This window comes from Corynebacterium sp. UMB8791 (assembly GCF_054166365.1).
The window spans coordinates 15,607-35,670 of sequence record NZ_JBSZCG010000072.1 but is presented as its reverse complement, the minus strand read 5'-3'; the positions used below and the strand labels follow the sequence as shown (position 1 = coordinate 35,670).

The window sequence follows — 20,064 nt, the reverse complement described above, 5'->3', positions numbered from 1 at the left end:
ACCATTGCTGACTAGCTTAAATAAATAGTTCTACACTTACGGATGCCATGCTTGCTCAAAACGTTGCCTCTGAGGTCCGCCGCGCGATTTCGCGTGGTGAGTTCTCCCCAGGCCAGAAGCTCAACGAGGTTGCCCTCGCTGAGCGTTTCGAGGTATCCAGAAATACCCTCCGCGAAGCATTTGCAATGCTTACGTCAGAAGGTCTTTGTGAACGCATTCCGAACCGTGGCGTGTTCCTCGCCACCCCTTCCCCAGACTTTGTTACCGATACGTATCGTGCACGCGCCGCTATCGAACCTGCCGCGTTGCTTTGGGGCGAGGAGCTGGACGTAGACCGTCTTGAAGAACTCAACACTGAAGCCCGCGAGGCAATCGCTCAGGACGACGATGACCTGCTGACGGCCGTGAACCAGGCTTTCCACCACGTGGTGCTCTCCGCAATGGGCTCGAAGACCCTCGGCGACACCATGGACCAGCTTGACGCGTTCATGCGCTTGGCAACGCTTCCGATTATTCAGCAGCAGCCGTCGTTTAACCGCCAGTTCATCTCCGTCAACGAGCACATTGTGGAGCTGCTGCGCGAAGAAAAGCGCCACGAGGCGTCCGACTACCTGCAGGAAGCACTTCTCGAGCAGGGTCGTATAGTGAACGACCTGATCGAGAAGATCAATAACGGGTACCCAATTTAGTGCTCGAGCTGCTCCCCAAGCTCAAGCCACTCCATCTCTAGCTCATCGCGGCCATCGTTGGTGCGCTGCAATTCCTGCGTCTTCGCGCCGATCGCTTCGAAATCCGGCGCGTCTTCACCCGACATGTCGGCAATCTGCGCTTCCAACTCCTTGGCACGAGTTTCTGCCGTCGCGATCTTGCGCTCAAGCGCTTTCATCCGCTTCCGGATCTCACGTTCTTCCTGCGATGACAGCCGTGGTTCCCCCACGGGGGCCGCTTTTTCGGAGTTTTCGGTCTTCTCCCCCAAATCGAGTGGGCCCGTTTGGGTGTCCATGGCAGCTCGCTGCTCGAGGTACTGCGTGATCCCTCCGGGTAGGTTGCTGAGTGTTCCGTCGCCGAACAAAGCGTAGGTGGTGTCCGCGATGCGTTCAATCAGGTAGCGGTCATGTGAAATCACGACGAGTGTCCCTGGCCAACCATCAAGCAGGTCTTCTAACTCTTGCAACGTATCGATGTCAAGGTCGTTCGTGGGCTCGTCGAGGAGCAAAACGTTCGGCTCGCTCATCAGCACACGCGTCAGTTGGAGCCGACGACGCTCACCGCCGGAGAGGTCCCCGACAGGTGTGCGCTGACGTTTCGGGCTGAACCCGAGGCGCTCCGCGAGCTGTGAGGCAGAAACTTCCTTCTTGCCCAACGTGATGTAGTGCGCGACATCCTCCACAGAATCAAGCACCGTCCTCGTTGGGCCGAGGTCGTCGAGTTCCTGTCGCAGCCACCCAATCCGTGTGGTCAGGCCTTCGATGCGCTTGCCGGCGGCAAGCGGGTAGTCACCGGCGAGCGTCCGCAGCAACGTCGTCTTTCCGGAACCGTTGACACCAACAAGACCGATACGCTCGCCCGGCGCGAGCCGCCACGTGAGGTGGTCGACGAGCGTGCGCCCGTCAGGAGCGTCGATGCGGGCGTCCTCAAACTCGATGACGACGTTGCCCTGGCGTTGCTTGGAAAACGCCATCAGCTCGACCTTGTCGCGTGGTGGCGGGACATTTGCGATGAGAGCTTCGGCTGCTTCGATGCGGTATCGCGGTTTTGACGTGCGTGCGGGGGCGCCTCGGCGCAGCCACGCGAGCTCTTTGCGCGCTAAGTTCTGACGACGTTGCTCGATGGCGTCCGCCTGGCGGGCACGCTCGGCGCGGGCAAACGTCCAGTCGTTATAGCCACCCTCGTAGACGTCGACGGTGCCGTCGTGGACCTCCCAGGTCAGCGTAGCGACGGTATCGAGGAACCAGCGGTCGTGCGTAACCACCACGACTGCGAGTTTGCGCTGCATGAGGTGGGATGCCAGCCACTGCACGCCCTCGACGTCAAGGTGGTTCGTCGGCTCGTCAAGCACGACGAGATCTAAGTCCTGCACAAGGGCCGCGGCGAGGCTCACGCGGCGCCGCTCACCACCAGAAAGCTCCCCGACCGGGGTGTCCAGCCCGAGGGCAGCCACGCCTGTTCCTTGGAGAACCTCTCGCACCTTGCTATTCGACGCCCACTCGTACGTCTCGAGACCCAAGGGTTTGACGACGACGTCGCCGACGGTGGCGTCGTCTTGAATTTCGAAGCGTTGTGTCACCACCGCCATGCGTAGGTCAGAGTTGTGCGACACGCGCCCGCTGTCCGGGGCTTCGATGCCGGTGAGCACCTCAAGCAACGTTGTTTTCCCGCCGCCGTTGACGCCCACGATGCCGATGCGATCGCCGGTCTGGATTCCGAGGGAGACACCGTCGAGCAGTGTTTTTAAGCCCCAGGTTTTGGATACGTTTTCGAGGTTGATCAGGTTCGCCATAGCAAACCCATCGTAGCCTACGCCTCGAGTTGCGCCCCCGCAGACGGGCCGGAAGTACAGAACACCTCGACGCCCTCGACGTTGTCACGAAGCACCGTTTCAAGCGCCCGCGCGGCTTCTTCGTCGAAGCACAGTGCGGCGATCGTCGGCCCGGACCCAGAAACAATCGCGCGGGCTACACGTTCAGTTTCGGATTCGATGCGTGTGATCAGGGCTGCGATGCGTGGGCGCATCGCCACCGCTGCAGCTTCCAAATCGTTGTGCAGGTGCTTCGCTAGCTCGCGCGGGTCGCCCGTCACGAGTGCCTGCGACAGCGCGGCCGTGTCCAAATGCGGTACGAGCGCCGGGTTGTCGTGACGCAGGTCATCGAGTGTTTCGAAGGCCTTGCCCGTCGAGATCCCAATCTTCGGGTTGCAAAACACCCACCAGTACGTGCCGCGTCCGAGGACCTCAACGAGGGCGTCGCCACGCCCGGTGCCGAGCGCTGTGTGTCCGTGGAGAGCAAACGGCACGTCCGCTCCCAGCCCGACTGCAAGGTCGTAGAGATCTTCTTCGCTGAGCCGCTCACCGCAGTACCGCTCCAGGTAGGCGTTCGCCGCGACGAGCCCAGCCGCGGCATCTGCGGAGCCGCCCGCCATCCCGCCTGCCACAAACACATGCTTGTCGACGACCAGCTTCGCCTTCGGCAACGACAATCCTTGCACGCCACTGCGGGCCCGGACGGCGTCGACGACGGCATCGACCGCACGCCACGTCAGGTTTCGAGGCGTATCGATATCCTCGTCTGGTACGTCCACGTGGAAGTGCGTCTGCATCCCAACGACCACGGAGCCAGATTCGACGCATGCCGCCTCATCCTCGACGACGATGCGAACTCGCTCGCGGCGCTCAACGGCTTGGAAAACCGTTACCAACTCGTGGTAGCCGTCGGCACGCGCGTTGCCGACGCCGAGGTGCAGGTTCACTTTGCCGGGCGCTGATGCAACAATCTCCCGCGTGCTGCTGCTCATCGGGCCTCCCCCAGCCTGACGAAGTCCTCCACCCCGAGCTTCTCACCACGCAGTCCAGGATCGATACCGGCCGCCCGCAGCGCAGACTCGGCTTCCGCGGGGGAACCGTACACCGATGCGAGCGTTGAGCGCAGCGTCTTGCGGCGTTGGGCGAAGGCGGCGTCGATAAGTGGGAAGACCTTGTCGCGCACGCTGCGGTCGCGCCCCGGATCGACGTCGATGCGAACAAGCCCGGACTCGATATTCGGAGCCGGCCAGAAGACGTGCTTGCCGATGGTCCCTGCCTGCGACACCTCGCCATAAAACGCCGCTTTTACGCTAGGAACGCCGTAAATCTTCGTGCCTGGCTTCGCGGCAAGGCGGTCAGCGACCTCCTTCTGCACCATCACGAGCACGCGGCGAATGGAAGGGAACTCCGCAAGCAGATGTAACAACACCGGCACCGAAACGTTGTACGGCAGGTTCGCAACGAGGGCCGTTGGCTCCCCGGGAACATCACGCTGCGTAGTCTTCAGCGCGTCCATGTGCACGATATCCAGCTTGTGCGCGGCCGAAGGTGCTCGAAGCTCCACCGTTTTACCCAGCTGCTGTGCCAGCCTGTCATCGATCTCGAGCGCGGTCACGTGCGCCGCCTCATCGAGCAAGCCAAGCGACAGCGACCCGAGACCCGGACCGACCTCGACCACGCGGTCGTCTGGGGAAAGCTCCGCTGCGGCAACGATACGCCGTACGGTATTCGGGTCGTGCACGAAGTTCTGCCCCAGCCGTTTCGTTGGGGTGACATCGAGTGCAGCCGCAAGCTCACGGATTTCTACCGGGCCAAGCAGTTGGGATTCGCTCATACCTGACGAGGTTAGCGCAACCCCATCCGCGCGGTACATGCAGGCCACGCACCCCACCCCTGGGATGCCTGCGTTTTCTGGGCGATTGCGATCTGCTGCTCGCGGGTCGCCTGGTCAGCGGTCGGCGCGTACTGGGTGCCGCCGTACGCTGCCCACGTCGACGCAGAAAATTGCAAGCCGCCGTGGTAGCCATTACCCGTGTTGATGGACCAGTTGCCGCCAGACTCACACTGCGCCAACGTGTCCCATACCGAACCAGCTGCTACTGCGGGAGCATTCGCCGACTCTTTGGTACCGCGTCGCACCTTCGCCGCCTTCGGCGCACGAACCTCGCGCTCACCTGCAATGCCCTCGGATTCAACCTTGCCATTGACCAGAACGGTCTCGTGGAGAATTTCCTTCTCCCCGTCCTTGCCTTCCTCCAGCACCTCTTCGTTGCCGGTTTCCAGCTCTTCATCATCGACGTACTCAACCGGTGCCTCGATTGGCAGGACCTCAGCACGCTTCACCACGTTGACGCGGTCGAGCACGATCTCCATGTTCGGGTACACCGCGGCATCAAGCGGGTGGTTCAAACGATCATCGGAGTCGAAGGTGATGCCACGGTCCGCGAGGAGCTCGCCTACGGTTTTCTTCGCAACCGACGCGTAGGTCACGTTCCCGCCGTCATTGATCGCGATGATCTTCGGGGTGGTCACGTCGACATTGAGGCCGTCGACAAGCTTGGTGTCCTTGTCCAGGTCCGACGAGGAAGCCGGGGACACACCCACCTCGTCCATGACTTCCCCAACAGTCAGCGCTGTCGAGGTGATTTCCTTTGCCACCCCGTCGACGACGACGGCGACTGGCTTCGCAGTACGAACGGTCACGGTATCGCCGTTCGACAGCTTCTCAGCAGGCGCCGGGTACACAACGTCACTGTCCTTGACCTCAACGCCCGCAGCCTGCAACGCACCCGCGACGTCACCCGAGAAGGTCTTCAGCGAGGTCGCCTCACCGTTGACGTCCACTGTGACGTCCTTCTGCGCGGCGAGCGCCGTGGTGGTACCGGCTGCAATGACAACACCTGCGAGTGCCCCGACGGCGATTCGCTTCGTTGCGGTGTTGTTGTGCTGGATACGCGAGCCCATAAAGCGTCATTCCCCTTTGTCACGAAATAATACTTCGATAACAATACGGTAACTTCTACCGTTTTACCAGCACATGTTTGCACACCATGGTGGACACGTTCACTCGCGCCACGCGATTCACACCACTCACAGCCGACCTGGGACAACGCTTACTTGCGCCCAGTGTGTTCCCGGACACGTGCACAGCATCATCCCAGACCATAGACGCGATCGAAGGTAGCGGATACCTCGCTCGCCAGCGTCTCGACGTCCACTCCCCGAGCTTGCGCAACCACGTGTGCCGTATGCCCAATCAGCGATGGCTCATTGCGCGAACCTCGAAACGGCTCCGGGGTCATATACGGCGCATCGGTTTCGATGAGCAGCTGGCCCACCGGCGCCAGAGCCGCCGCCTCCCGCAGCTCCTCATTGCGCTTAAACGTAACGTTGCCAGCAAAGGAGAGCACATAGCCACGCTCAATCGCCTCCCGCGCCACGTCAAGGGGTGAGGAGAAGCAGTGCAAAATCACATGCTCCGGTTTCGGCGCATCCGCGAGAATCCGCATCATGTCCGCATCCCCCTCACGGTTATGGATCATCAATGCCTTGCCGGAGTCCACGGCGAGCTGAATGTGCCAACGAAACGCTTCTTCTTGCGTGGCAAGGTCAGCGGTGTTCTCGGCGTCGTGGCGGATCCAATACGTATCGATGCCTGTCTCCCCCACCGCAACGCACCGAGCATCCGACGCCATCTGCGTAAGCCGTTCCCGCACCGAGTCGTCGAGCTCGGCGGCTCGCGTCGGATGGATCGCGCACGCTGCGAACACGCCCTCATGCATGTGCGCGGCAGCAAGCGCCTGCTCTGCTTCCGCGAGCCCATCGCCCACGGTGCATACCCGCTCCACACCGGCACTCAACGCACGCTCCATAATCGCATCGATATCCGCCTGCGTGGCGGCTCCGGTAGAGGCCAGGTGGGTGTGGGCGTCGATAAGCCCTGGTATAGGGGCTGCTGGTACTGGTGTCGGGCGAGGTTTCTTTTTGCTCATACGATAGAGCCTATGACATTCCACGCGATTGACGCACAGACCCAAACCAGCATCGACAACGCACTCGCCGAGGCAGCGGCGCAGGGGCTCAATGGCCCTGCACGAGTAATCATCGAGCGGTTCGAAGGGTTACTCGAGGATTTCCTTGCACTTCCCCGCGACGCACAACGCAGCTACCCGCGCGGCGACACAGCCCGTATCGTCGGCACCGCCCTCGGCGACGCATTCGTCCGCGACTACGGATTTACCTGGAAACTCCTGAAAGATGACTACGGCACGGACCTCGTCGTCGTCCGCGATGCCGACCCCAACTCCCCCAAATACACCGCCCCCATCATGGTTGTCGACGCCCGCTTCGACGACGACGCAACCGGCAAACTCACCACGTTCCTGGAGCAGTTCCTCAGCGGCTTGCAACACTAAGCTCGTCGTCAATAACGACGTGACGCGCCGCCACGATGCCAACAGCCCCCATGACCAACGCCATGATGACTAACGCGATCAGGATCGGCTGGAACTCCCCGATCCGCCCATAGGCCACGCCAATGAGCAGCGGCCCCGTTGCCGCGAGCACGTACCCGACCGGCTGCACAAAACCCGACAGCCGTGCAGTGACTAGCGGGTCGCGTGTGCGCGCCGGGATCAGTGCGATTGCTAGCGGGAAGCAGCACCCGCCGAAGCCCAGGAGGAAGCTCCAGCCCAGCGGTGATGCTGCCGGTGCGAAGTACAAACCGAGATACCCAGTGGCTGTCGAGAGCGCAAACAGCACCACCAGCGGCGTCAGCGTCCGCGCGCGAGAGATGACCGTCGGCAGCACAAGCCCACCAACCATGCCTACCGCGCCAAGCAGCCCCAGTCCCGTGGCTGCGGTGGAAGGGGCAACCCCGGCGTCAATGAAAATGGCGGGCAACCACCCCATCTGGATATACGCGCTGGTTGACTGCAACCCGAAGAAGAGCATCAAGGCCACCGCAGTGAGCGACTTCCACACCGGCGCCTCTGGCGTAGCAACCGCGCCGTCCTGCGGGGTCGAAGCCTTGCTCCCGGGGATGTCCCTCCCGAACTTGAAGAGCACAAATACCCAAACTGCCAGCTGCACGACAGCCGTCACCGCCCACAGGCCGAGTGCCGACTGCCACGAGGATGTCACCAACGCGCTGAGCGGGCCAGCCGCCGACGATAAGCCCAGGGTTACGGAGTACACCGTGGTCAGGGCGACGATGTAGCGCCCGCCATGCTGCTTGATCCACGCAGGCAGCAACACGTTCATAAGTGCGATGGCGCCGGCCGCGCCCACCGTCGCGAGTAAGAACATCGCGATATCGGGTGCGAAGGGGCGTAACCCCAAGCCCGCGGTCAGCAACCCCGCAGCGCCAAGAATGACGGGGGTGAGGCCAAACCGCCGCGCAATCGGTACCGCACAGATACCGACCAGGAAGAAGAGCGTGCCGGGGATCGCCGTGATGACGCCACCGACCCATGCCGGGGCGTCATAGTATGCGATGACCTGGTCAAGTACAGACCCGACGGAGGCAATGCCCGCACGCAAATTCAGTGAGGCACTAATGACAGCGACGAAAAGTACAAGAGCAAACACTCGAAGCACTCTAGCGCTGCCGCAGCGTTACTGCACAGGCGCCCACTCCGGGCCGGTCTCCCCGAGCTCCGGATCGAGCTTCGCCACCAGTGGCTTCGGCTTCGACAGTGCCACGCCGGGCTCCATTGGCACGCGCTTCCATGTCGCCTGCTGCTCGGAGTAATCGCCGGTGATGGTGAGGTAGGTCTGGCCGCGCTCCGGCAGGCCGACGCCGACGAGATCGTAGTCAGCATCATCGCGAACCTCAACGATGGACGGCTCTGCGGCCCACACACCAGTCCGGCCGAGGGTCTCGTGTACCTTCTGCGCCGTGTGTGGCAGGAACGGGGTCAGCATCGCATTGCAGTCGCTGACCACCTGCAGTGCGGTCCACAGAACCGTCGCCAGACGAGTGCGCTGGTCCGGATCCTTCGCGAGCTTCCACGGCTCCTGGTCCGCGATGTACGCGTTGGTCTCCCCGACCACGTGCATGATCTTGGTGATCGCGCTCTTGAAGTGAGCCTCAGCCAAGTCCTTGCCTGCGGAAACAAACGTGGATTCCGCCAATTCAAGGATTTTCTCGTCCACTTCGGCGAGCTCTCCTGGTTCTGGAACCTCGCCGAAGTTCTTGTGCGCCATCGACACCGTGCGGTTGACCAAGTTGCCCCAGCCGTTCGCCAGCTCGTTGTTCACGCGGCGCACGAACTCGTCCCAGGTGAAGTCCGTGTCGTTGTTCTCCGGTCCGGCCACCGCAATGAAGTAGCGCAACGGGTCCGCACCGAACTCTTTCAGGAAGTCCTTGACATAGATGACTACGCCCTTCGAAGACGAGAACTTCGAACCGGACATGGTCAGGAACTCCGAGGACACAACCTCAGTCGGAAGATTCAGGGTGCCCAGCTCGTGTTCCTGTCCACCATGCGAGCCCTTGCCCGCGTAGCCGAGCAGCTCCGCTGGCCAGATCTGTGAGTGGAACGTGATGTTGTCCTTGCCCATGAAGTAGTAGCTCGCCGTTTCTGGGTCCTGCCAGAACGTCTTCCACGCATCCGGGTTACCGCTTCGCTCCGCCCACTCAATCGAGGCAGACAAGTAGCCGACCACCGCGTCAAACCATACATAGAGCTTCTTCGATGGGTTGTCCTGCCAGTCCTCGACCGGGATAGGGATGCCCCAGTCGATGTCACGCGTCATTGCGCGCGGACGCATGTCCTCCAAGAGGTTCAACGAGAACTTCAGCACGTTCGGGCGCCACTTCTCGCGGGTGCTCAGCCACGTCTTCAACGCGTCGTGCAGTGCTGGGAGATCCAGCATGAAGTGCTCGGTCTCAACAAACTTCGGCGTCTCGCCGTTGATCTTGGAGACAGGGTTGATCAGGTCTGCTGGGTCGAGCTGGTTACCGCAGGTATCGCACTGGTCACCACGAGCGTCAGTCGCGCCGCAGATTGGACAGGTGCCCTCAATGTAGCGGTCCGGCAGCGTACGGCCATTCGAAGGAGAGATCGCGCCCTGCGTTGTCTCCTTGATCATGTAACCGTTGGCGTACAGTCCCTTAAACAGCTGCTGCACCACGGCATAGTGGTTACGAGTCGACGTGCGAGTAAACAGGTCGTAGGACAGACCCAAACCGGCCAAGTCGTGCACGATCTGTTCGTTGTAGCGGTCTGCGAGCTCCTTGACGCTCACGCCTTCCTTGTCCGCCTGCACCAACAGCGGGGTCCCGTGTTCGTCGGTGCCGGAGACCATCAGGACGTTGTTGCCAGCCATGCGCTGATAGCGCGCAAACACGTCAGAAGGTACCCCGAAACCAGCTACGTGGCCGATGTGGCGGGGGCCGTTCGCATATGGCCACGCAACGCACACAAGGATATTTTTTTGAGTCTTCGCAGAAGTCATGCCCTTAAGCATAAGTTATGGCCCCGACACAACCCATGTTTCGGGTCATATCGGGGCCATGAGCGGTATTCACCGCAGGATGTCAGAGCTTAGTTACGCGGACGCAACATGCGCTTGACCTGCTCCTTCTTCCTATCAAGCTCGAGCTGGTCGCGGTGCATACGGCGTTCAATAGCCAACTGGCGGTTGAAGCGATCCTGTTCCTTCTTGTCCAGGTAAATAGTGTCGTTGGACACGTCCTTCACAATCGCGAACATCAGCAAGATCAGGATGAGTAAGAACGGCGTTGCTGCGACAATCGTCACCGACTGCAGCGCACCCAGCGCGTCAGAGCCGCCGGCGATCAGCAGCGTCAGACCGACGAACGCCGTACCAAGGCCCCAGACCGCTGCGATCCACGGGTTCGCATCCGACTTACCGTTCTGCGACATCGACGCCATCACAGTCGACGCAGAGTCCGCCGAAGTAATAAAGAACGTACCCAGCAGGATCACCGCGAAAATACCAATGTAGAAGCCACCTGGCAGCTGGTGCAGCAGGTTGAAGAGCTGCTCTTCCGAGGTGCCCTCGCCGTAAATGGAACGACCGTCCTGCTCGAATTTGATCGCAGTACCACCGAAGATTGCGAACCACACGGTGGACAGGCCTGCCGGGATCAGCATGACACCGAGGCAGAACTCGCGGATGGTGCGGCCACGGGAAATACGTGCCAGGAAGGTAGCAGCGACAGCGTCGAGGGGACGCTGGTTGGTGATCCAGTCAATGAAGATGGCAAACCGATATGCGCTGGTCTTGGCTGTGTTGGGGTTGGTGAAGGTGTGCCCGCAGTCTGTGCAGCGCCATCGCTGTTTTCCGCTGGATGTGGTGCCCATTTTTGTGGCGGTGTGTTCGCATGCCGGGCATAGGGGCCTGTTGTGTTTTCTCTTTCTGTGTTGAGTTGGCATGCAGCTGGTTTAACAGTCTGCTGTCATAGCACATCCAACGCCTGAAGTGGTGGACCTTCCGGTCTACGGCAGGGAATCCCGATTCAACGAGCACTGTCCCGCCGTAGGCCCAGGCAGGACCTGGAATCCATATCCAAAAAAGCACACATTTTGTCGCTTAACCCAAAAAGTTTAATACACACCCAGTATTTGGTTATGCCGGGTATTTGATACCGTCGCACAGCGTTCGGCAATTTGGTGGCTATTTTGAGTACGTAAAAGAACAGCTTCTTGACTGGGAAATTACGCAAGCTAATGCGCATCCAAGACGGTGGGAAAAGAAGGGATCAGCACTCTTTACCACCGCGAATATCCGCGAGTACAAGGATGAAATCAACCCAGCGACTAAGAGGCTGTACCGAAAACTGGGAAATCTTGGTGGTCAACTCTTCTTCTTTGGACAAGAGAAGCCAATTGGCCCAGTCAGCGTCACTAAAGAGACTTCTCAAGAGCGCGAGGAACATTGTTTGATCCAAGCCATCAATAGGCTTGGCAGGATAGCGACGAAAGCCAATGAAGAGCTGCTGGTCATCATGGATGCAACTGATACGGACAACCGTGAACGTGCGGTCGCAACACTTGGCAAAACTATTTACAGCAAAACCAACAAAGATAACCGCAGCATCATTGAAGTTCCGATTCAGGCCGACAGTCACTTATACGGAACTATCCAGTTTGCTGACTGGACGTGTGCGTTGCTCGGACGGCTCACAGACTACCACTTCGCAGAACGGTCACAATTTGCTTGGTCGGTCGACCTCTGTAGAGATGTGTTCAAGCGCTGTTCGCCCTCCAGCAACTCGATTATTTGGAGCAATTCAACCGATCACTCATTGAAGTGCTCTCCAAAGCATCTAATAAACACGACAAAGTTTTGGGAAATCGCTGCGGAGCACGAAGCCAGAAACAAACGCCGTATGCAAGGCAACCAACAAATGCTGCAGCGCATCGTCTCGGCAGGTTCCCCTGACTTACAACGGAAGTTAGACGCCATTCGCGGAGGCAAAGCTTCCAAGTAATTCTTAAACCTTTTCAGGTCGTGGTCTTCCTGGAACTTAGCCTAGTGGTGATGCCCCTCCGGCATCGGCCGCAGGTTCGCCTTCTGCCCAGGCTCAACCATGACGAACTGCCCCATCATCCCTTCATCTTCGTGGAAGAGCATGTGGCAGTGGTACATGTACGCCAAGGTCGGATCCGGGTGCCAGCCGAACTCCACAATGAGGGTGACGGTTGACAGTGGCGGTACATAGATCGTGTCGTGCCAGCCTTCGGTGAAAGCAACCTCGCCGTTGTCCACCTTGTCCACCAGGAACCTGGCATTGTGTACGTGGAAGTTGTGCGGCCAGTCGGAGTTTTCGTTGGTCACGTGCCAGATTTCAGGGCCGTTGTGGTCGATCACAAAGTCGACGCGTTCCATGTCCATGGACTGCTCATTGATTTGGAAGCCGTTGAGCCGGAATTCGCGCTCCGGCGCACCAGCGACATTAGGGCGGATCACGGGGATGAGCTGCGTCGGCAGCGTGGCAAGCGCGGTGTCGTTTGCTGGGGCTTTGATCTCGAGCAAATCGAAAGTGTCCTGCAAGCCAAACCCGTTGGCGACTTCCTCGTCGGGGAGGCCTCCGCCGTTCGGGACGCCGTCACTGCGCAACATGAGGTCCTTGCCGGCTTCGAGGTCCACGATGATCTCCACACGCTCGCCTGGACTTAGCAGGACCGCGTCGGCTTCGATGGGGGCGTCGAGAAGCCCCTGATCTGTCGCGATGATGTTGAACGGCACGCCGAGGCTGAGATGGTGGAAGCGCATCGTTGCACCGTTGAAGATGCGAAGTCGAACACGGCTTGTCGACGCCTCAAAGCGCGGCTTCGTGATACCGTTCACCAGCGGCGTTGTCCCGAGGAGACCATAGGTTGGGTCGATGGTTTCGTCGAGTTGGCCATCCTCAGTGAATTTCGCATCGGTGATGATGACGGGGATGTCGTCGACACCGTATTCCTGCGGCAGGCCGAGCGCGTCGGAAGCGTCGTCGGCAACGACAATGCCCCCGGCGAGGCCGCGGTACGCGTGCAGCGCGGAAATCTCGTGCGGGTGCGGGTGGTACCAGCAGGTAGACGCCGCCTGTTCGACCTGCCAGGTCGGTTCCCAGCTCGCGCCAGGATCAAAGATGAGGGCCGGACCGCCATCAGCCGCCGCGGGCAGGTGGAGACCGTGCCAGTGGACCACCGTCGGCTCGTCGAGCTCGTTGTTCACCTTCATCTCGATCGTTTCACCTTGGCGCATGTAGAGCGTGGGCCCAAGCCATGGGCCATTGAAGCCCCAGGTCTTCGTCATGGTGCCGGGTACGATTTCGTACTCGCCTTGCTGCGCGGTGAGTTCAAAGCTGCGCGTGGTGCCGTTAAGCGTGCCCTGTTCCAGCGGCGGGATGGGCAGCGGGCGGGACTCGGCGTCAGCACCCGCGGGCGTCGCCTGCCCGGAGCGCACCCCGCCCGGACCTTCCCCGGCGCACGCTGCCAGCACTGCTACCTGCGTTAACAGTGCCCCTTTGAAGAATGTCCTTCTGCTGATGACGTTGCGGTTGGCACGTGCCGAAGCCATTGGTTCTCCTCATCCGAATGTATAAAGTCTGCTGCCGACCCTACTATCTTTGGTATGACGTCTCACGAGGAGTACAACGCACGCAGATTCGTGTGGGCCAACGGCTTGCAGGGAATCGGTGACCAAATCGTTGCCGCAAAGACAGTATTACCGTGGCTGTTCACAGCTGCCGGGGTACCAGCCCTGTTCACGGCATTCTTGGTACCGATCCGAGAATCAGGTTCAATGCTGCCGCAAGCCGCGTTGAGCCCCTGGGTCACGTCGCAGCGTTCGCGAAAATGGGTGTGGTTGGTTGGTTCGTGGGGCCAGGCCGCATCAGCTGGTCTGATCGCGCTCTCTGCGGCGCTGCTCAGTGGCGCTGCCTTAGGCGTTGCGGTTGTCATCCTGCTTGCAGCGCTCTCGATCTTCCGTGCGCTGTGTTCAATCTCAGGCAAAGATGTGCAGGGACGAACCGTATCGAAGGGTCGCCGTGGTCTCATCACGGGGCGAGCGACTGCGCTGTCTGGCGCCGTCACCCTCGCGATCGGTGTCCTGTTCGCAATTCTCCCGAATGACCTACCTCGGTGGGTACTCGTGACGCTCCTTGCGACGGGCGCCTCTACCTGGGCGTTCGCCTCCTTAGTCTTCCGCACCATTAAGGAGCCTGAAGAGGAACCCTCGGAGGCCTCCAGCAAGGGGTGGGCACGCCAAACGTGGGACCTGATTAAGGACGACAGGGACCTGCAGAAGTTCCTCATCGTTCGCTCCCTCATGCTGGTCACCGCCTTATCGACGCCATTTATTGTCGTGCTGGCCCAGCAACAGGGCACGAACCTTTCCTCACTCGGCGGCTTCATCCTGGCATCGGGTGGCGCAGCACTCGTTGGTGGAAAGGTCTCCGGTATGTGGGCGGATAAGTCGTCGAAAAACGCGATGGCGTGGGCTGCTGGCACCGCATCCGTCGTGCTCGTGCTCTTGGTGATGTCCGGGCACTGGCTTGCTCCCGAGGTCAACCGCTGGATCATGCCAATCGGGTTTTTCCTGGTCAACTTGGCGCACACGACGGTGCGCGTGGGCCGAAAGACCTACCTCGTGGACATGGCGGAGGGTGATCGACGCACGATGATCACCGGCGCCGCGAACACAGCGATGGGGATCGTCCTGCTGATCGTCGGTGCGATTTCATCGGCGGTTTCGACCCTTGGACCTGAGGCAACGCTGCTGTTCCTGGCCGCAGTCGGCGCGGTGGGTGTGTGGCGCGCGGCAGGTTTGAAGGATGTGTCTGCAAACTCGCGCGCGTAGCGCGTTATGCTGTTGTGCAGTTGGTTTTATACCTCATTCACCGATGAATTAAGGAGTACCCGTTCAGTGGTAAATCATCCTGAATGCGCCGTCGTAGTCCTCGCCGCAGGTGCGGGCACGCGCATGAAGTCCAGCATCCAGAAAACACTGCACGAGATTGGCGGACGCAGTCTGCTCGCGCACTCGCTGCACGCAGCCAACGCGGTAGGCCCGCAGGAGCTCGTCGCGGTTGTCGGCCACCAGCGCGACCAGGTCTCCCCCGCCGTCGATGCCATCGCCGAGGAGATGGGGCGCAGCATCAAGCAGGCAGTGCAGGAGGAGCAAAACGGCACGGGCCACGCGGTGCAGTGCGGGCTTGAGGTCATCCCAGACTTCGAGGGCACTGTCGTTGTTACGAACGGTGATGTGCCGCTGTTGCAGCCATCGACAATCACCGAGCTTATCGACGCCCACAAAGCCACCAGCGCCGCCGTCACCGTGCTGTCGCTCGAGTTCGACAACCCAACTGGCTACGGCCGCATCATCCGCGACGCTTCCGGCAACGTGTTGGAAATCGTGGAAGAAAAGGACGCTAACGAGGAACAGAAGAAGGTCCGTGAGGTCAACTCCGGCGTGTTCGCCTTCGATGCCGCGGTCCTGCGCGATGCGCTGACCCGCATCGACGCCAACAACGCGCAGGGCGAGCTCTACATCACCGACGTACTCGGCATCGCGCGCGGCGACGGCAAAGCCGTCAGCGCCTACGTGGCGAAGGACCCTCGCGAGTTGGCCGGCGTGAACGACCGCGTGCAGCTCGCCGAGGCCGGCAAGGAACTCAACCGTCGCCTGGTCGAGCGCGCCATGCGCGCCGGCGCCACTGTCGTCGACCCTGCTACGACATGGATCGGCGTGGATGTTGAGATCGGCCAGGACGTCATCATTCAGCCAAACACACAGCTGTGGGGCTCAACCGTGATTGGCAACGGCGCGACCATCGGCCCAGATACCACCTTGACGGACATGGAGGTCGGCGAGGGTGCACAGGTTGTCCGCACGCAGGGCTCCCTCTCCGTCATCGGCGCGAATGCGAACGTCGGCCCATTCACGTTCATCCGCCCAGGCACCGAACTTGGCGCGAATGGCAAGCTCGGCGGATTCGTCGAAGCCAAGAACGCAAAGATTGGTGAAGGCTCAAAGGTGCCACACCTGACCTACATTGGCGACGCCACCGTTGGCCGCGAGTCCAACATCGGCGCATCGTCTGTGTTCGCCAACTACGACGGCGTCCAGAAGCACCACACCACGATCGGTGACTACTGCCGAACTGGCTCGGACACGATGTTCGTAGCGCCAGTAACCGTAGGCGATGGCGCGTACACTGGCGCAGGTACGGTGGTAACAAAGGATGTGCCGGCGGGTGCGCTGGCCATCAAGGAAGGCCATCAGCGCAACATCGAAGGTTGGGTTGAGGCCAACCGCCCGGGTACGGACGCAGCGAATGCTGCAAAGAAAGCACGCGAGAACTAAAGGATCACCATGACTGGATATTCCACGGAAAGCCAAAAAGACCTCAAGCTATTTACTGGACGCGCCCACCCTGAGCTTGCGGAGGCCGTCGCAAAGTGTCTGAACATCGAGTTGGTACCGACCACCGCGCGCGATTTTGCGAATGGTGAAATCTTTGTCCGCTTCGAAGAGTCCGTGCGTGGCTCGGACTGCTTTGTGATGCAGTCGCACGCGCAGCCGCTGAATAAGTGGCTGATGGAGCAGCTCATCATGATTGATGCACTCAAGCGTGGTTCCGCAAAGCGCATCACCGCGATTCTGCCGTTCTACCCGTACGCCCGCCAGGACAAGAAGCACCGCGGCCGCGAGCCTATCTCCGCCCGCCTGGTTGCTGACCTGCTCACCGCTGCCGGCGCAGACCGCATCGTGTCCGTGGATCTGCACACGGATCAGATCCAGGGCTTCTTCGATGGCCCGGTCGACCACATGCACGCTCAGCCAATCCTGGTGGACTACATCAAGTCCAAGTACCCGATGGACAACCTCGTGGTGGTCTCCCCTGACGCTGGCCGCGTGAAGTCGGCTGAGAAGTGGGCCAATATGTTGGGTGATGCCCCGATGGCGTTCGTGCACAAGACTCGAGACATCGACGCCGCGAACAAGGTCGTCTCCAACCGCGTTGTCGGCGACGTCGACGGCAAAGACTGCATCCTGATGGACGACATGATTGATACCGGTGGCACCATCGCAGGTGCGGTCGGCGTGCTGAAGAAGGCCGGCGCGAAGTCGGTCGTCATCGCGTGTACCCACGGTGTCTTCTCTGACCCGGCACGTGAGCGTCTGAGCGACTGTGGCGCGGAGGAAGTGATCACGACCGACACGCTTCCGCAGAGCACCGAAGGCTGGAAGAACCTCACCGTGCTTTCCATCGCTCCGCTGCTGGCAAAGACCATTCACGAGATTTTCGAAAATGGCTCGGTAACAACCCTCTTCGAGGGACAGGCATAGCCTTACGCCTCACTTTCGGGATCTCCCCCTTGCGCGCTTCCCCGCGAAGCGGCGTCAAGGGGGTTCTTTGTGCACACCCAACGGTTGTCTGACACACGCAATTGATTAATGTGTGAGGAAGCCTCCGGCTATCCGGCAATCTTTATCGCAAGGAGTACGCCAATGAGCGGCGATGAACAACACCAAGTCACCAGCGATGGTGGCCTGCAGCGCAAGGTGAAAAACCGCCAGCTGCAGATGATCGCATTCGGTTCCTGTATCGGAACTGGCCTGTTTCTTGGTTCTGCGGAATCCATTAGCTATGCGGGCCCAGCGGTCCTGCTCACATTTTTAATTGTCGGGTTCATCGTCTATCTGCTGATGCGCATGCTCGGCGAGATGGCAGTAGCGCATCCTGTCTCAGGCTCGTTCGCGGCCTATGCTCGTGAGTTTATCGGCCCGCGCGCCGGGTTTATCACGGGGTGGAACTGGTGGTTTACAACCATCGTGGTGGGCATGATTGAGCTCACCGCGATGGGCACCTTCCTCGACTTCTGGTTCCCTGACATTCCACACTGGCTCACTGCGCTTGTCACGCTTGTCGTTGTGATGCTTGTGAACGCAGCACGCGTGAGCGTGTTCGCAGAGGCCGAGTACTGGCTCTCACTGTTTAAGGTCATTGCGCTGATCCTGATGATCATTCTGGGCGTTGTGCTGGTGCTTGGTCTTGGTCCGGAGCCAGCAGTCGGTTTTGGCAACCTCTTTGTCCACGGCGGATTCTTCCCGAATGGCGCATCTGGTGTGCTGTTCTCCCTGGTAGCGGTGACCTTTACATTCGGTGGCATCATGTCGATCGGTACCGCTGCTGGCGAGACGGAGCACCCGGAGAAGACGATCCCACGCGCAGTGAACTCTGTTATTTGGCGCATTCTGGTCTTCTACATCGGTGGCATGAGCGTCATCTTGCTGCTCGCGCCGTGGGACGAACAGGATATTTCCGCCAGCCCGTTCGTCAGGGTGCTCTCCTCCGTGGGAATCGACGGCGCCGCGCACTTGCTCAACCTTGTCATTTTGGTAGCGGTTGCGTCAGTGTGTAACACAATGACGTACTCAGGAAGCCGCATGCTGCGCGATCTCGCGCGCAATGGCCAGGCGTCTTCATTTTTCGCCGCAACGACCAAAAAGGGGTTGCCGCTTCGAGCTCTGCTGTTCAACGGTTCGCTGATGGGCATTGTGGTCTTCATGAACTACTTCTTTGAGGGTCGTGTGTTCGCCATCCTGCTTGCCATCATCGTCGGCTCCGAGCTGATTACTTGGGCTGCTGTGTGCTTCGCGCACCTGAACTTCCGGAAGACGCACCCCGATGTGTCGTTCCGCGCTCCGTGGTACCCAGTGGCAAACTGGATCTGTGCAGGGTTTTTCATCCTGGTCCTGGTCCTGATGGCGTTTCTGCCTGATTACCGCACCGGCCTGTTCGCTCTGATCGGCTGGGTGATCGCGCTTTCAATCATTTGGGCGTTGAAGCCGAAGTCGCGCGCCTAAAATTTTCTATTCTCTACTCAAGGAGCATCCGAGTTGATTCGCAAAGATCTCGATAGCCTTCCGTCCTACGTCCCCGGCCAGAGGAACGAGCGTGCGGTGAAGCTTTCCTCCAATGAGATTGCTGAAGGCCCACTGCCCGCAGTAGAGGAGGCGATGGCACAGTCACTGCGGTCGGTGAACCGCTACCCGGACATGGGTGCGATGCAACTGCGCGAGGCGATTGCTGCCTTGCTCGGCGTGCGGTCGGAGCAGGTCGCTGTCGGCACCGGGTCTTCAGCGCTGTGCCAGCAGCTGGTTACCATGACCTCGCAGCCGGGCAACGAGGTCGTCTTCCCATGGCGGTCGTTCGAGGCGTACCCGATTTTCGCTCAGATCGCGGGAGCTACGCCGGTTGCAGTGCCATTGACGGCTGACCACCGGATGGATTTGCCAGCGATGGCGGATGCAATTACCCCACGAACTTCCCTGGTGTTTGTGTGCAACCCGAATAACCCGACGGGCACCACGATCACGGAGCGCGAGTGGGCTGACTTCATGGCCCGCGTCCCTCAAGACGTTATCGTCGCGCTGGACGAGGCCTACTTCGAATACAACGCAGCTACCGACTCCCCGCGCGGTGTCGATGAAATTCAGGTGTATCCCAACGTTGTGTGCCTTAGGACCTTTTCCAAGGCGTATGGGCTGGCCGGAGCGCGCGTTGGCTACGCGTTCGGCCAGGAGGAGACGATCGATGCGCTGAATAAGGTCGCCGTTCCGTTTAGTGTGAGCTCGGTGGCACAGGTCGGTGCGCTTGCTTCCTTGTCTTCACAAGACGAGCTCCACGACCGCGTCGCCCGGACGCGCGCGCAGCGTGAGCGGCTGCAGGAGTTCTTCGCTGCATACGGTACTCCCCACTCCGAGGCGAATTTCGTGTGGGTTCCGGCAGAGAGTTTGAACGAATCACCACAGGATCTGGCGGCGCAGCTTGCTTCGCACGGGGTGCTTGTTCGCGCCTTTGATGAAGGCATCCGTATTACGGTGACAAACGAGGAAGAAACCAATGCGTGCACTGCCGCCTGGCGGGCGCTTGACAATGGTGGGCGTCGAAACCTAAGCTAGCTGGGTCTCGGCGAGGGCTGATTTTGGCCGTTATCGACGCGATATGTATCTCAGACTTTGGCCTGTGATCACTCGACGAGCAATTTGTCCGTTCAGTGGTCACAGGTTTTTTGTGG

The 20,064-nt window shown here is 60.2% G+C and carries 15 protein-coding genes and 3 pseudogenes; 8 read left to right on the top strand and 10 right to left on the bottom strand.

The annotated features are described in order from the left end of the window. Positions 1-47 precede the first annotated feature (47 nt). Positions 48-689 (top strand): GntR family transcriptional regulator, encoded by a 642-nt coding sequence (locus ACXIUA_RS02035; RefSeq protein WP_256006368.1) that lies wholly within the window; start codon positions 48-50, stop codon positions 687-689. On the opposite strand, the gene ACXIUA_RS02030 is transcribed toward ACXIUA_RS02035, so the two are convergent. The 5 genes from ACXIUA_RS02030 to ACXIUA_RS02010 all read right to left on the bottom strand — a co-directional run bounded on the left by ACXIUA_RS02030 (position 686) and on the right by ACXIUA_RS02010 (position 6,510). Next, the gene (locus ACXIUA_RS02030; RefSeq protein WP_457975972.1) at positions 686-2,500 is read right to left on the bottom strand and encodes an ABC-F family ATP-binding cassette domain-containing protein; all 1,815 of its coding nucleotides are present in this window, start codon (positions 2,498-2,500) and stop codon (positions 686-688) included. The genes ACXIUA_RS02035 and ACXIUA_RS02030 overlap by 4 nt on opposite strands. Before the next feature lie 17 nt (positions 2,501-2,517). Next, the gene (locus tag ACXIUA_RS02025) at positions 2,518-3,510 is read right to left on the bottom strand and encodes a 4-(cytidine 5'-diphospho)-2-C-methyl-D-erythritol kinase (protein WP_457975971.1); all 993 of its coding nucleotides are present in this window, start codon (positions 3,508-3,510) and stop codon (positions 2,518-2,520) included. Next, positions 3,507-4,352 (bottom strand): 16S rRNA (adenine(1518)-N(6)/adenine(1519)-N(6))-dimethyltransferase RsmA, encoded by an 846-nt coding sequence (gene rsmA, locus ACXIUA_RS02020; RefSeq protein ID WP_457975970.1) that lies wholly within the window; start codon positions 4,350-4,352, stop codon positions 3,507-3,509. The genes ACXIUA_RS02025 and rsmA overlap by 4 nt, the downstream gene beginning before the upstream one ends. 11 nt (positions 4,353-4,363) lie before the next feature. Next, positions 4,364-5,482 carry a resuscitation-promoting factor gene (locus ACXIUA_RS02015; RefSeq protein WP_070362808.1) on the bottom strand — a complete coding sequence of 373 codons (1,119 nt, stop codon included), beginning with the start codon at positions 5,480-5,482 and terminating at the stop codon, positions 4,364-4,366. A gap of 188 nt (positions 5,483-5,670) precedes the next feature. Beyond that, complete coding sequence (locus ACXIUA_RS02010) at positions 5,671-6,510, bottom strand: TatD family hydrolase (RefSeq protein WP_457975968.1); 840 nt, start codon at positions 6,508-6,510, stop codon at positions 5,671-5,673. A 12-nt stretch (positions 6,511-6,522) separates the two neighbouring features. Here ACXIUA_RS02010 and ACXIUA_RS02005 point away from each other — a divergent pair, with 12 nt between their 5' ends. Then, positions 6,523-6,933 (top strand): DUF3806 domain-containing protein, encoded by a 411-nt coding sequence (locus tag ACXIUA_RS02005; RefSeq protein ID WP_256007883.1) that lies wholly within the window; start codon positions 6,523-6,525, stop codon positions 6,931-6,933. On the opposite strand, the gene ACXIUA_RS02000 is transcribed toward ACXIUA_RS02005, so the two are convergent. The 4 genes and pseudogenes from ACXIUA_RS02000 to ACXIUA_RS01985 all read right to left on the bottom strand — a co-directional run. Then, entirely contained in the window at positions 6,914-8,107 is a 1,194-nt protein-coding gene (locus ACXIUA_RS02000) for an MFS transporter (RefSeq protein WP_288792183.1), read from the bottom strand. The genes ACXIUA_RS02005 and ACXIUA_RS02000 overlap by 20 nt on opposite strands. Before the next feature lie 27 nt (positions 8,108-8,134). Then, positions 8,135-9,979, bottom strand: coding sequence for a methionine--tRNA ligase (gene metG / locus ACXIUA_RS01995; protein WP_457975967.1), 1,845 nt, complete (start codon positions 9,977-9,979; stop codon positions 8,135-8,137). A gap of 89 nt (positions 9,980-10,068) precedes the next feature. Further along, a pseudogene (locus ACXIUA_RS01990) lies at positions 10,069-10,695 on the bottom strand (BCCT family transporter); the annotation flags it as partial. Positions 10,696-10,797: 102 nt separating this feature from the next. Next, positions 10,798-10,923 (bottom strand): annotated as a pseudogene (locus tag ACXIUA_RS01985) (transposase-like zinc-binding domain-containing protein); the annotation flags it as partial. Between the two features lie 179 nt (positions 10,924-11,102). Between ACXIUA_RS01985 and ACXIUA_RS01980 the strand changes: the two are divergent. Next, a pseudogene (locus ACXIUA_RS01980) lies at positions 11,103-11,981 on the top strand (DUF3800 domain-containing protein); the annotation flags it as partial. A 41-nt stretch (positions 11,982-12,022) separates the two neighbouring features. Here ACXIUA_RS01980 and ACXIUA_RS01975 read toward each other — a convergent pair. Continuing rightward, positions 12,023-13,555: a multicopper oxidase family protein gene (locus ACXIUA_RS01975; RefSeq protein ID WP_256006401.1), complete on the bottom strand. Its 1,533-nt coding sequence runs from the start codon at positions 13,553-13,555 to the stop codon at positions 12,023-12,025. Positions 13,556-13,609: 54 nt separating this feature from the next. Here ACXIUA_RS01975 and ACXIUA_RS01970 point away from each other — a divergent pair, with 54 nt between their 5' ends. The 5 genes from ACXIUA_RS01970 to hisC all read left to right on the top strand — a co-directional run bounded on the left by ACXIUA_RS01970 (position 13,610) and on the right by hisC (position 19,948). Next, the gene (locus tag ACXIUA_RS01970) at positions 13,610-14,836 is read left to right on the top strand and encodes an MFS transporter (RefSeq protein WP_457975965.1); all 1,227 of its coding nucleotides are present in this window, start codon (positions 13,610-13,612) and stop codon (positions 14,834-14,836) included. A 66-nt stretch (positions 14,837-14,902) separates the two neighbouring features. After that, positions 14,903-16,342, top strand: coding sequence for a bifunctional UDP-N-acetylglucosamine diphosphorylase/glucosamine-1-phosphate N-acetyltransferase GlmU (gene glmU / locus ACXIUA_RS01965; protein ID WP_071573299.1), 1,440 nt, complete (start codon positions 14,903-14,905; stop codon positions 16,340-16,342). Between the two features lie 9 nt (positions 16,343-16,351). Further along, complete coding sequence (locus tag ACXIUA_RS01960; protein WP_070362775.1) at positions 16,352-17,329, top strand: ribose-phosphate diphosphokinase; 978 nt, start codon at positions 16,352-16,354, stop codon at positions 17,327-17,329. Between the two features lie 162 nt (positions 17,330-17,491). Then, positions 17,492-18,850: an amino acid permease gene (locus ACXIUA_RS01955; protein ID WP_256000384.1), complete on the top strand. Its 1,359-nt coding sequence runs from the start codon at positions 17,492-17,494 to the stop codon at positions 18,848-18,850. A 33-nt stretch (positions 18,851-18,883) separates the two neighbouring features. Next, positions 18,884-19,948 carry a histidinol-phosphate transaminase gene (gene hisC, locus ACXIUA_RS01950; protein WP_070362777.1) on the top strand — a complete coding sequence of 355 codons (1,065 nt, stop codon included), beginning with the start codon at positions 18,884-18,886 and terminating at the stop codon, positions 19,946-19,948. Positions 19,949-20,064: the final 116 nt, after the last annotated feature.

What these genes read in the sequence shown, in the direction of transcription:
- ACXIUA_RS02010 (WP_457975968.1), bottom strand. Translation starts at nt 6,510, where the DNA reads ATGAGCAAAAAGAAACCTCGCCCGACACCAGTACCAGCAGCCCCTATA.
- ACXIUA_RS01970 (WP_457975965.1), top strand. Translation starts at nt 13,610, where the DNA reads ATGACGTCTCACGAGGAGTACAACGCACGCAGATTCGTGTGGGCCAAC.
- ACXIUA_RS02030 (WP_457975972.1), bottom strand. Translation starts at nt 2,500, where the DNA reads ATGGCGAACCTGATCAACCTCGAAAACGTATCCAAAACCTGGGGCTTA.
- ACXIUA_RS02035 (WP_256006368.1), top strand. Translation starts at nt 48, where the DNA reads ATGCTTGCTCAAAACGTTGCCTCTGAGGTCCGCCGCGCGATTTCGCGT.
- ACXIUA_RS01975 (WP_256006401.1), bottom strand. Translation starts at nt 13,555, where the DNA reads ATGGCTTCGGCACGTGCCAACCGCAACGTCATCAGCAGAAGGACATTC.
- ACXIUA_RS01955 (WP_256000384.1), top strand. Translation starts at nt 17,492, where the DNA reads ATGAGCGGCGATGAACAACACCAAGTCACCAGCGATGGTGGCCTGCAG.
- ACXIUA_RS01960 (WP_070362775.1), top strand. Translation starts at nt 16,352, where the DNA reads ATGACTGGATATTCCACGGAAAGCCAAAAAGACCTCAAGCTATTTACT.
- rsmA (WP_457975970.1), bottom strand. Translation starts at nt 4,352, where the DNA reads ATGAGCGAATCCCAACTGCTTGGCCCGGTAGAAATCCGTGAGCTTGCG.
- metG (WP_457975967.1), bottom strand. Translation starts at nt 9,979, where the DNA reads ATGACTTCTGCGAAGACTCAAAAAAATATCCTTGTGTGCGTTGCGTGG.
- ACXIUA_RS02015 (WP_070362808.1), bottom strand. Translation starts at nt 5,482, where the DNA reads ATGGGCTCGCGTATCCAGCACAACAACACCGCAACGAAGCGAATCGCC.
- ACXIUA_RS02005 (WP_256007883.1), top strand. Translation starts at nt 6,523, where the DNA reads ATGACATTCCACGCGATTGACGCACAGACCCAAACCAGCATCGACAAC.
- ACXIUA_RS02025 (WP_457975971.1), bottom strand. Translation starts at nt 3,510, where the DNA reads ATGAGCAGCAGCACGCGGGAGATTGTTGCATCAGCGCCCGGCAAAGTG.